At 57.4% G+C, this 12,246-nt stretch carries 8 protein-coding genes and 1 tRNA gene; 7 read left to right on the top strand and 2 right to left on the bottom strand.

The features are described from left to right. Positions 1-132: 132 nt before the first annotated feature. The 5 genes from ald to U6G28_07300 all read left to right on the top strand — a co-directional run bounded on the left by ald (position 133) and on the right by U6G28_07300 (position 3,823). Positions 133-1,224, top strand: coding sequence for an alanine dehydrogenase (gene ald, locus U6G28_07280; GenBank protein ID WRS29330.1), 1,092 nt, complete (start codon positions 133-135; stop codon positions 1,222-1,224). A 71-nt stretch (positions 1,225-1,295) separates the two neighbouring features. Next, positions 1,296-2,138, top strand: a complete 843-nt coding sequence (locus U6G28_07285) for a nucleotidyltransferase family protein (protein WRS29331.1) — start codon at positions 1,296-1,298, stop codon at positions 2,136-2,138. Further along, on the top strand, positions 2,135-3,352 hold the full coding sequence (locus tag U6G28_07290) for a galactokinase family protein (GenBank protein WRS29332.1): 1,218 nt from the start codon (positions 2,135-2,137) through the stop codon (positions 3,350-3,352). Before U6G28_07285 ends, U6G28_07290 begins: the two co-directional genes overlap by 4 nt. Positions 3,353-3,567: 215 nt before the next feature. Further along, positions 3,568-3,720, top strand: coding sequence for a hypothetical protein (locus tag U6G28_07295; protein ID WRS29333.1), 153 nt, complete (start codon positions 3,568-3,570; stop codon positions 3,718-3,720). A gap of 29 nt (positions 3,721-3,749) precedes the next feature. Beyond that, a tRNA-Pro gene (locus tag U6G28_07300) sits at positions 3,750-3,823 on the top strand. A 46-nt stretch (positions 3,824-3,869) separates the two neighbouring features. Here the strand turns inward: U6G28_07300 and U6G28_07305 are convergent. Further along, positions 3,870-5,501, bottom strand: coding sequence for a succinic semialdehyde dehydrogenase (locus U6G28_07305; protein ID WRS29334.1), 1,632 nt, complete (start codon positions 5,499-5,501; stop codon positions 3,870-3,872). A 380-nt stretch (positions 5,502-5,881) separates the two neighbouring features. Between U6G28_07305 and U6G28_07310 the strand changes: the two genes are divergently transcribed. Together U6G28_07310 and U6G28_07315 are read left to right on the top strand one after the other, a co-directional pair. Beyond that, positions 5,882-7,852, top strand: a complete 1,971-nt coding sequence (locus tag U6G28_07310) for a DUF222 domain-containing protein (GenBank protein WRS29335.1) — start codon at positions 5,882-5,884, stop codon at positions 7,850-7,852. Between the two features lie 415 nt (positions 7,853-8,267). Further along, positions 8,268-11,321 carry a glycoside hydrolase family 38 C-terminal domain-containing protein gene (locus U6G28_07315; protein ID WRS29336.1) on the top strand — a complete coding sequence of 1,018 codons (3,054 nt, stop codon included), beginning with the start codon at positions 8,268-8,270 and terminating at the stop codon, positions 11,319-11,321. A 147-nt stretch (positions 11,322-11,468) separates the two neighbouring features. Here U6G28_07315 and U6G28_07320 read toward each other — a convergent pair whose 3' ends face one another. Beyond that, positions 11,469-12,134 (bottom strand): SGNH/GDSL hydrolase family protein, encoded by a 666-nt coding sequence (locus U6G28_07320; GenBank protein ID WRS29337.1) that lies wholly within the window; start codon positions 12,132-12,134, stop codon positions 11,469-11,471. Positions 12,135-12,246: the final 112 nt, after the last annotated feature.

Here is a 12,246-nt window from a genome sequence, read left to right on the forward strand (position 1 = left end):
CGCATCCAAGTCGGGCGCATGACACAAAATCGGTTGCTGAACCATTTCCCGCTGTATGGTGGAATTGGCTCTTGAGTTGCAACGAGGATCGTTGAGCGCAAGATCGAAGTAGTGGCAGGCGGAGGGGGAGAGATGCGCGTCGGCGTTCCAACAGAGATCAAGAACAATGAGTTCAGGGTGGCTCTGACGCCAGCGGGAGCGATGGAACTGACTGCTCGTGGTCACGAGGTGTTGATTCAGCGGGGGGCTGGAGATGGCAGCGCTATTTGGGATCAGGAGTACGCCCGGGCGGGCGCGCAGATAATCGACACGGCTGAGGAAGTCTGGCAACAGGCCGACCTGATTTTGAAGGTCAAGGAACCTGTGGGACCGGAATACAACCTGATGCGGCCAGGCCAGGTTCTGTTCACGTACCTGCATCTTGCCGCATCGAGAGAATGCACTGAGGCCGTTCTGAACTCCGGCATCACGGCGATAGCCTATGAGACTGTCCAACTCCCAGACGGATCACTGCCCCTTTTGATTCCCATGTCCGAGGTCGCTGGCAGCCTGGCACCGCAGATCGGTGGGCACTATCTGATGCGGCCCAACGGAGGGCGAGGTCTGCTACTTGGCGGTGTCACGACCACTCGTCGTGCCAACACCGTCATTATCGGCGGAGGGGTCGCAGGAGAGCAGGCCGCGAAGATAGCTCTAGGTCTTGGTTCAGAGGTGACGGTGATTGATCTGTCCATTCCACGCCTCAAGAAGCTAGAAGACATCCTCGACTGGAGGATTCAGACGCGGACCTCAAACATCATGAACATTGCCGAGGCAGTTGCCGCAGCGGATCTGGTGGTCGGATCAGTCCTGATCCCGGGGAACAAGGCGCCGAAGCTGGTCACTGACGAGATGGTTGCAGGCATGAAACCGGGTTCGGTCCTCGTCGATATAGCAATTGACCAGGGTGGTTGTTTCGAAGGGTCTAGGCCAACGACACACGATGATCCGGTGTACCAGGTCCACGACTCCCTCTATTATTGCGTCGCCAACATTCCGGGTGCTGTGCCCGAGACGGCCACGTATGCTCTGACAAACGCCACGCTCCCATACGTCTTGTCGATTGCGGACAAGGGATGGCAGGATGCGGTCGACGATAATCGTGCGCTGTCTCCAGGGGTTAACGCTCGTGACGGGAGACTGGTACACCCGGGAGTCAGGGAAGCTTTCCCTGACTTGGCGTAAGTGTTCTAGTAGCGTCTATGGCAAGACTAGATCCGTTTCGTGGGCAGGCAGAACCAACCTAAGGTAGGAATATGAGCATCGACAAAGACAATGTTGCACCCGGTCCGAAACAACATAAGGCGGTCATCCTAGCGCGCGGCCTCGGATCGCGCATGAGGAAGGAATCAGAGGGTGCCGAACTGACCGACGAACAACGAAAGGCTGCGGACAGCGGCGTTAAGGCAATGATCTCAATTGATCGACCGTTCCTTGACTACGTTATCAGTGCACTTGCGGACGCGGACTTCACCGATATCTGCCTGGTCATTGGTCCCGAGCACGACATGATCCGCGACTACTATGACAACGTCGAGAAGTCCCGTGTCACCATTTCATATGCTGTTCAAGAAGAGCCGCTCGGAACTGCGGATGCGCTTCGGGCAGCCGAGGAGTTTGCAGCGGGCGAGCCGTTCCTGGTTCTTAACTCTGACAACTACTATCCTGTGGCGGCGTACGAGGCGCTCCGCGACATGGAGGGCGCTGGCCTGGTCGGATTCGACCGCGTCGCAATGTTCGAGAAATCCAACATTGCCTCGGACCGCGTTGCTGCCTTTGCACTCGCAACCGGAGACGAAGAGGGACGTCTGGTAGACGTCGTTGAAAAGCCCAGCGAAGAACAGATTGTTACTCTTGGCAATGATGCCATGGTTTCGATGAATCTATGGAAGTTTACTGAACCGATCTTCGCCGCAGCGGCGGTGATACCCAAGTCGGCCCGCGGTGAGTACGAGATCATTGACGCGGTTCGTCAGGCAATGGACGACGGAGAGCCTTTCTCAATCGTTCGTTCAGAGGACGGCGTTCTGGATATGTCGAATCGCGACGACATCGCATCGGTTGCTGCCGCGCTTGATGGTACCGAGGTTTCCCTTTGAGCTGGTTCGTTCCTGGGCGGATCGAGGTTCTTGGAAAGCACGTTGATTACGCCGGGGGACGGTCTTTGTTGGTGGCGACCGAACAGGGAGTCACCGCGACTGCTACGGACCTTCTCACTGCTCGGCCCGGAACGATTGAGGCGCACTCTACCCTCTCACGTGACGCCGTGACGGTCGTCGCCGGAGAAGGTCTGGATTTACCCTCGGGACACTGGGGGCGGTACGTGCAGACGGTGGTTGATCGGCTAACGCAGAATTTCGGCGAGTTGAAGGCGGCGGCGGTTGAGGTCGACTCGACGTTGCCGCTGGCATCGGGAATGAGTTCCTCGTCTGCGCTCGTTGTTGCGGTTGCGCTGGCGCTGGCCGACCATAACGACCTTTGGGAGTTGCCGCAATGGCGGCAGAGTCTAGAGGATCGTTTAGACCTCGCTGGTTACGCTGCAGCCATCGAGAATGGCGCTGACTTCAAGGCACTGAAGGGGTCCAGTGGGGTGGGTACGTTTGGCGGGTCGCAGGATCATGCCGCAATGTTGAACTGCATCTCGGAGTACCTGACACCGATAACGTACTTCCCGCTCGCGGCGCATGAGCCGGTGCCGGTGCCGGACGGATGGACGTTTGCTGTTGCAGTTTCCGGGGTTCTGGCAGAAAAGACGGGCGCGGCGCTTCATTCCTACAACGACGTTTCGTTGCGAGTCACGGAACTGGTAGATGTATGGAACCGCGCCCACGATTCCAACTGTCTGACGCTGGCCCAGGTGATCGATCAGTCGGAGAATGCAGCGGAGGAACTCGGGCAGCTCTTGTTGGATGACCCGGAGCTTGCGAAGCGGCCGGACCTGATGGAGCGTTTACTTGCTTACCTGGTTGAGACCGGGGAGGTCATTCCAGTAGCGGAGGCTGCGCTTCAGGTCGGTGACGTCGAGGCGTTCGGCGCTGCGGTGGATCTTTCTCATCAAAACGCCGATCAGAACCTGCACAACCAAATCGACGAGACCAACGCGTTGCAGCGTATCGCGCGCGATCTTGGAGCTGCGGCTGCTTCAGCTTTCGGGGCGGGTTTCGGCGGTTCGGTGTGGGCGCTGATTCCAAAGGACGGCGCACAAGAGTGGGCCGACAACTGGCTTGAGACCTATTTGGAGCGGTTCCCCGACAACGGTGCCAGAGCATCCGTCCTAATTACAGGGGCGGGCGAGTCGGCTCACCGAATCTAGTGGTCGGCTCTAGTGGTCGGCGCCGCAAGCTGGCTCCTACTTGACGTACCTAATCAACATCTCTTGGTGTCATTCTTGCTTGGCTTGACCCCCGAGTAAGGCCTTTTGCCCGCTTGTCTTGCGGTGCGTCGTCTCTGCACGGTCTAGGGGGTCAATCGCGCGGGGAGCTAGTCTTTTGACCTCTTTCATCCTATTTTTGGCACTCAACTTTCTGGGTGTCTGATAAAGGATGGCGCGAAGTGCCTGTGCTCCTCGACGTAGTGGAGCGATACTTGGTCGAAGACTCGGTAGCAGGAGAGGTGATCTTTGCCAAGGTTCTCCCAATAGAGGGGATTGAGGGCGCGATTGGGTGTCTGTCTCGCGTATGATCGTCTCTGTTGCCGCTCGTCGGTGACTGCGGGGTGTGGCGCAGCTTGGTAGCGCATCTGCTTTGGGAGCAGAGGGTCGCAGGTTCAAATCCTGTCACCCCGACAAATTTTGCTGTTTCTTTGTCTAGAAGCGCGTGAAGCTTAGAGCCTCACGCTCGACTTGTGAGTCGCCAGAGCAAGTTTCGACCCCGTACCAGAGCACCCTCGATTTCAGCCCAGGTCCTCGCACTCATTCCGAGCCAGGGGTCGAGGCTCTTGGGCCCAGTGGTTACTGTCTGCGTCTCGGTATATTTGAGAAGTCCTTCGGGTCCGTGGCGTCGTCCCACGCCTGAACTCTTGAACCCACCTATCGGTGCGGTCACTGATCCCCAGGTCGCTCCGTAGCCTTCGTTGATGCTGACGGAACCGACCTGAAGCCGGCCTGCAACTCTAATCGCATTGGATCGATCGGAGCTCCAGACTGACCCATTCAGTCCGTAGGCGCTGTTGTTCACCTTGTTCACCATCTGGTGCTGATTGCTCCACGGATACAGCGCGACAATCGGGCCGAAGGTCTCCTCGGAATACAGTTGCATCTCTTCGGTGACGTTTGTGAGTAGAGTCGGGCAGTATCCGGTGGGACCGAGTTCGGGCAGTGGTCGTCCTCCGGTAAGAACCGTCGCGCCCTTCGAGATCGCGTCATCGATTTGCTTATTTACTCTGTCAAACTGCGCTGAGTCCACCAGTGGCCCGAAGTCCGTTGTCCACTGGAAGTTTCGTCCTGGCCTCAGCGTCGCCACGGCCTCGATGAGTAGCGAAAGTGCCCTGTCCCAAACCGATTCGTGAATGAAAATCCGTTCGATTGAGACACATAGCTGACCCGAGTTTGAGAAGCACTCCCTTTTCGCTGTTTCGGCCCACTTTTTAAGGTCGGCATCCGAGAACACCACGGAGGGGTTCTTCCCTCCTAGTTCACCGGAGAACCCGATTAGCCGGCTGCCGCAGAGTTCGGCGATATGGGATCCGACCTTTGTTGAGCCGGTGAACATTACATAGTCCGCTTGCCTGGCGACGCTTTCTCCCGCCGTCTTGCCCGGGCCGAGAACCAGTTGGAACACTCCCGGCGCAAGACCGGCTCGCTGTAACAAAGAGCAGACCATGATCGCACATAGGGGCGTCTGTGAGGCGGGTTTCAGGACCACCGAGTTCCCGGCTAAGAGGGCCGCGCAGGCATCAGAAATGGCTAGAGTGAAGGGGTAATTCCACGGGGCGATGACACCAATAACACCAATCGGATGGTGGGACACCGTCGCCCTGGAAAGGATGGGGACGGCGCCAGAAGTCGCACGATCTCGTAAGATCGAGGGACCTTTTCCTGTCACAAATCCGATGTTTTGGGAAACGTCGAGTATTTCTTCGAACGCGTGTTTTCGTGGCTTCCCCGTTTCCCACTGAATCACGTCGAGAATTTGCTCCTGGTACTTCCACATCAGCGACTCAAATGTGCGGAGCAGCTTGGCGCGACTAGAGATTGGAAGACGCTCCCACTGAACTTGGGTAGTTCGGGCGCGTGAGAAAACCTCGTCCAGCTCGGACATGGCGGTCTTGGCAACTGACGGCAGAGGTAGATCCGTAAGAGGAGAGATTCGCACACTTTCGGACTTATCAGATTCGGAATCGTTAGATAGGTATCGCCCAGGCTCACGGACCACGGCCACGAACGAACTCATCGCCCGTGTCTGCATCTGTCGCGGTGATGGTTCGCCGTCAGTCCCGTTCGGCAGTCCGTCGTTGGAGTTCATGCTTCAAGGCTACGACTTTGAACACACGTACCGAAAGGAGATGTATGAGGAAGATCCTGTTCTTGAAGTTGTATCCGGACTCGTAGAGCTAGTGCAGAAAACGAATCGCGGGCGGTCTTGACCTGTGCCGCCGAATCCACTTTTTGGACTTCGGACTTCGGATTTCTGGAGTTCGCAGACAATCCCCGGATGTCATCCTCAATCTCGAAGACCTAATCCAGTTCGATGCATCATGTCTGAAAGAGTGAACCTCTGATTTAGAACCGACAGTCCGTTTGGCCTGGCGTGGTCCGTGGGTCTCTTGTTTTTCGTGGGCTTGCTGGGGTGATTTGTCATCTCCTCGTAATCGAACATATGTTCGATTTTTGGTAGAATGAGTTATGACCGATTTGGACGTGACCGCGAGCGAAGTGGCCTCTCTTGAGGGAGAAGAGCTGCTTCGTCTATGTAGGTGCGTCGCTCTGGAAATGAATCGTCTACAGAAGCTGCAGACCCAGATCGCTAAACAAATCTGGTCGATGTCGGAAGGATCGTTGAGTCAGGACTCGCTGACTAAGCAGTATGGCTGCCGCAGTTCTGTGGAGCTTGTTCAGCGGCTCACTGGCGAGCCAGCTCGCGTTGTTTCTGCGCGAATAAGACTTGGTCGTCAGACTGCGGTTCGCGTTTCACTGTTGGGGGAGGAACTACCGCCACTCCAGGAACACGTCGCCAGTGCGCTTGAGTCCGGTTACCTGAATGTGGACTCGGCCGGACATATCTCCCGGCTTATTGCTGAGAAGGTGCGTCCCTCGAATGTCGACGATCTGGATTTCGCGGAGCGCAGTCTGGTTCAGGCAGCCACAGGTTTCGATTTTGGTGCCGGTGATGCTCCGGGAATGGCGTTGCATGCTGATGACATTCGCCGCTTGTGCCTGAAGTGGGACGAGGCGTTGGATCCCGATGGCACGGCACCGGACGATGATCTCAGGTTGCGTGGGCGTTTCCTAAATGTGGGGCCAACGAGGGACGGACTGTCGAAGGTTACGGGGTTACTTACTGCGGAGACCGCAGCTGCGTTTGGTGTGGTTCTCGACTCGCTCAACAACCCTCGTGCTAAGGCTGATGGTCGGGTGACTTCGGCAGAGGCATACGAGGCAACGGTTCGTGATAGCAGTTCAATTGGCGGTGCGTACTTGCCCGATACTGAGACAGAGACTGATCCTGAGGTAGACGCCGGGGTTGATGTCTTGGACTCAGGTTTGGCTTCAGAAGCAGATCCGACCGATGATCGTACGGCGGGTCAGCGACGTCACGACGCCCTGGCGACTGCTTTGAATGTGGCTCTTTCTAGTAGAGATCTTCCGGTGCTACAGGGTGCTAACGCAATGATCGTGGTGGAGGTGAGGGAAGAGTCCCTTGCTCGACACTTCGGCTGGCAATACATGGAAGGTGGGATCGACGGCTCTGACTCCGCTCCTGGTCGTTTAGGGACTCGCCCGGATTCTGGTCCTGGTTCAGTTTTCGAATCAGACCATCAGTCTTGCTGGGGCCCTGCACCTGCAGACAACCTTCGAGTTGGTTCTGGCTCCGTGAGTCCGGCATGGTTGATCGGCCATGATGGTGCACCGACGCCATTGTCTATGAATACCGTCAGCGGTCTGACTTGTGGAGCTGTAATTCAGGCGGTGGTCAGGGACAGCCTCGGGCGGATAACCCAACTCGGATCTCCCGCTCGGATTTTTTCGGCGACGCAGCGGAGGGCGATTGCATTGCGTGACGGCGGGTGCGTGATCCCTGGTTGCACGGTTCCAGCATCGTGGTGCGAGGTACACCACGTAATGCCTCATGCGTTCGGTGGGCCGACGCACACGGACAATGGAGTGCTTCTGTGCCGCTTTCACCACTCGACGATTGATAGCAATGGGTGGGAAATCAAGATGAACCACGGAGTTCCATTGGTCCGGCCGCCGAACTGGTTGAAGAGTCTGTATCCAGATGATCCACGGCGAGAATGGATGAATCAAGTACTGGCCGATCAGGCTATACGAATCCGGGAGAAACTTGAGGCTCGAAAGAAACAGCGCGTCCGGAATAATGGGGTTGGTCCTGGGTCTGGTGGCTCGGGTTTCGTTAACCGGAACGTTGTAGACACCGATCTTGTTCACGGCATTGCTGATATTGCCGTTGTGGAGGCGCGCGGCCCTGCCGTTGTAGACACGCTGTCTATTCGCCCCGACGTTGTTGCCGCCCACTTCAGTGATGCTGACTGCGTAACCAGTGGTGATGTCGGTGCGGGCGTTGTTGACTCTGGTATTGCCGATGCTGACTTTCTCAACAGCGGCGATGAGAACTTGAGTCTGGTCGCCGCGTGATCGAAAGACCGTTGATAGCTCCGCACAAGTGGCTGGCACGCGGGATCTGCCCCATCTCTATCTCTGATCTAGGGATGGCTCCGCATGTGTGGTGGACACTTCGGATCGGGCCCGTCCTTGTCTCTGATCTAGTTGGATCTTCTCATGGGCGGTGAACACGTCCTCACCGAGTAGCTCAATAAGACGGCCACACCGGATATCCGCATGGGCGGTGAGCATGTGGTTCCAGACGCTGAGGGACCGTGACGAGGAAGGTATCAACGTGTACTTGCCCGTGTGGCAGATTGCGTACCGAGACTGCGCAGATCACGAAAGCTATATGGGCCCCTGACTGACACTCTGCGGGTTCTACTGTCCCCTCCTTTCACCGTTATGCTCGATCTCAGAGTTTTCCGCACCTACCCGAGAGTTCATCATGCATGACACGTCCGCCATTAGCCTCGGCCGCATTGATCGCTTCGTTCGCGAATGGATTGCTCCCGCAGTGGTTCGGGAGACCGAGCCCCTTAGCTTCACATTCTGGGAGGCCCCCGACGAGCCGGTGCACTTTGACGAGGCTATGACAGGTCAGTTTATTCCTGGCGAGCTTGGCATGCCCTGGGGCAAACCATGGGGAACAACCTGGTTTCACCTAGAGGGACGGGTTCCGCAGTCCTGGCCCCTTCCCGGCACCCGCGCCGAACTGCTCATCGACCTCGGGTGGATCGCGGCGCAGGCAGGCTTCCAGGCTGAGGCTGCGGCGTGGAGCCCACACGGAGACCTAATCAAAGGAATCTCGCCGCGGAATCATTTCGTTCCCCTCGCCCCAGTGACCGAAGAGGGCAAGGTCGATCTCTATGTTGAGGGTGCATCAAACCCCGATGTGCCCGGCGGCGCATGGACTCACCCCACCAAAATGGGGGACAAGGCAACTGCGGGTGATCAGAAGATTTATTCCGTCCGTCAGCTTGACGTTGCCCTAATTGACACTGAGGCCGAGGCCCTCGTTGCTGATGCCTTCACACTTCGTAGCCTGGCTGATGTTCTACCTGAGAACTCGCCCCGTCGCGCCGAGATCATCGTCGCTCTAGAGAACATGTGCGATGCCATCAACCCCGACGATGTTCACGGAACCGCCATCGCAGGACGCGCTCAGCTTGCCGATGCATTAGCTCGACCGGCAGGAGCTTCGGTGCACGAGGCTTACGCCGTCGGCCACGCCCACATCGACTCTGCCTGGCTTTGGCCGACACGCGAAACCGAACGTAAGGTCGGGCGCACGGTTGGCAATGTTCTGGCTCTAATGGATGAACTGGATGACTTCAAGTACGCTTTTTCCTCCGCTCAGCAGTACAAGTGGATAAAGGAGAAGTACCCATCCCTCTATGAACGCCTCGGGCAGCGCGTCGCCGAGGGTCGCATTGTTCCAGTCGGCGGAATGTGGGTTGAGTCGGATACCAACATGCCTGGAGGTGAGGCCCTTGCCCGCCAGTTCGTCGCCGGCAAATCCTTCTTCAGGCAGGAGTTCAACCTTGATCCCGCGTCGGTGTGGCTCCCCGACTCATTCGGTTACACGGGTTTCTTGCCGCAGATTGCCCGCCAGGCAGGTATGCGTGACATGCTGACGCAGAAGCTCACCTGGAATGACACTGACATCATGCCCCACTCAACGTTCTGGTGGGAGGGCATAGACGGCTCCCGCGTCTTCACCCACTTCCCACCGGTCGCAACCTATAACTCGGTTTTGGACTCGCCCGAGATTGAGAAGGCTTCGCGTGATTTCAACGATAAGGGACTGGCCAACAAGTCCCTCGTCCCCTTCGGCTACGGAGATGGTGGTGGCGGCCCCACTCGCGAGATGGTGTTCCAGGGTCGCAGACTTGCCAATCTTGACGGCTCACCGAAGGTTCGCATGAGTGATCCGAACGAGTTTTTCGACGACGCCCTCACCCAGTATGGCGAGCATGCTCCCACCTGGATCGGCGAGATGTACCTTGAGTATCATCGGGGCACCTACACCTCACAGCACCGTACCAAGCGTGGCAACCGCCGGAGCGAGAATCTGCTTTACGAGGCGGAACTCTGGGCCAGCGCGGCCACTATTCGCACCGGCGCAGAGTACCCGTATGAGGCGCTGTCGCGAATCTGGGAAGATGTCCTTTTGATGCAGTTCCATGACATCCTTCCAGGTTCATCGATCGCCTGGGTCCACCGCCAAGCAGAAGAACAGTACGAGGAAATCGAAGCAGAACTCCAGGAGCTCATCGAAACGAGCCTGAGTAATCTGGTGGCCGGAGGGGGAGTAAAGAGCGAGCTTGTTGCCAACGCATCTCCTCGCCCCCGAAAGGGTGTCCCCGCATTTGGGATTGGCACCACCGAGACCGAGTCGCCTGCGACTCTGACCGTGGTGGAGAATGAATGGATACTTAAGAATCCCGCCGTGAAGATCACCGTTGACAGGCAGGGTCTGGTCACCTCCATATATGACGTCGCGGAGAAGCGCGAGGTTATCCCTGCCGGTGAGGCAGGGAACCTGCTCCAGTTGTTCCGCGATATCCCCAATAATTGGGAGGCCTGGGACATCGAGCAGCACTACAAGCGGGTCGCAACCGATCTTAGGGATGTGGACCAGATTGACAGGGTCGAGAGCCCAGACGGAGGACCTGTTCTGCGCATCCGTCGGTCGTTTTCAAACTCGACGATTGAACAGACGGTGTGGCTAGCTCCGGGCACCGACGCAACTTTACATATTCGCACTGAGGTGGACTGGCATGAGAAGCAGAAGTTACTCAAGCTCGCCTTCCCACTGGATTTGGTGACGGAGACTTCTGAGTCCGAGATGCAGTTCGGTTTTGTGCGTCGCCCGACCCACGACAACACCTCATGGGACGCAGCGAAGTTCGAGACTGTGGCACACCGCTGGCTCCGCGCCGCAGAATCGGACTACGGCGTCGTCCTGTCCAACGACTGTACCTATGGTCACGATGTCACGCGAACGAGAACCAGTTCCGGCGCTGGCACTCTAGTACGCGTCTCGTTGTTGCGTGCTCCTTTGTTCCCGGATCCGGTGGCTGATCAGGGCAGGCATATCTTCCACCACGCACTCTCCGTCGGTGCCACGGTCCGTGATGCCTATGATCGAGGCTACGAACTGAATCTGCCGCTCCGCCGAGTGGAGGCATCGAACGAAGCGGAGAAAAACCTCCTCCCGCTTGTGAATGTCGTTGGTGGTGTGGATGTTGCGACGGTCAAGCTGGCAGAGGACCGTAGCGGCGATGTGATCTTGCGTCTGTTCGAGCCGCGTGGCAATCGTGCCCGTGCTGAGCTGGATTTTGACTTCCCAAATAGGGGAGTCGAGGTTGTCGGTCTGCTGGAACAGTCGGGTCTCCATCAAGAGTTCTTGAATCCGGCGGCACTTGATGCTTCCAACGGAACCATCAAAGTGACGCTGAAGCCATTTGAACTGCTAACCCTGAGAGTGAAGCGCTAGCGGTAGGAAGAACTGGAGCAAGCCGTGAGCCTGCTGCGGGCGGCAACACGGACGTGGGGCTCTTGTGCAGAGCAACTGTTATCGCAAAGTTGGGCGACGACACCGGGTGACCCAACGGCCGGTTCCTCAGAGCGAACAGACGAAAGTTCAGCTATAGGCTGCCGCGAGGATGCTGTCCTTGGCAACCTCGTAACCGACGGCGGAAGGGTGGAATCCGTCGGAAGCCCAGAAGGCAGGTGGGAGAGGTATATGGGTGACATCGGCAAAAGGAATTCCTCGCTCGGCGCAGATCGCGACACTTGCCTCGGTCTGTGCGTTGACCTGTTGCTCTAGCGCGTTACGGAGAGTACGCGGCAAGACCGGACTCCTATGCGGTTGGCCCGAACTACATACCCAGACTCGGTCGCACAGTCCCTGAGCTTCATCAAGAGCTCCCTGCAGGTCATCGGCCCATTCGGCAATACTTCTTCTGGCCATGACATCGTTGGATCCCGCACAGACAAACAGGATGTCAGGGGTTGAATCTATCTCGGGTAGGAAGCGGTATCTGACTCGTTTCATAGTGGCACCCAACTGCGCGTGAGTCTCCCAGCTGACTCGTTTTCCCTCTTTCTCTGCTACTCCTACCGCAAGTCTAGGGGTGAGAGAATCCGCTTGGTCCTCGACTCCACATCCGGCGATTATCGAGTCGCCGACCGCGACGAGTCGGAGCTCATCACGGCCCTCACCGACCATGCCCGAACGTTCGCCGGGAGGCTCCGCAGCGAGTTTGACGGTCTTTGAAGCCCATGCGGCCTGAGCCAATACGACCATTCTCTGAGCACCATTCACGGCAAAAAATGATACTTGGTCCGTGAAGACGATGGGGGAGCGTCTCGGACTACTCTTGGAAGCACCCGAAAGCGGCATTGATTCCGGATGAAGA

Source organism: Actinomycetaceae bacterium MB13-C1-2 (assembly GCA_035621235.1).
Classification (GTDB): domain Bacteria; phylum Actinomycetota; class Actinomycetes; order Actinomycetales; family Actinomycetaceae; genus Scrofimicrobium.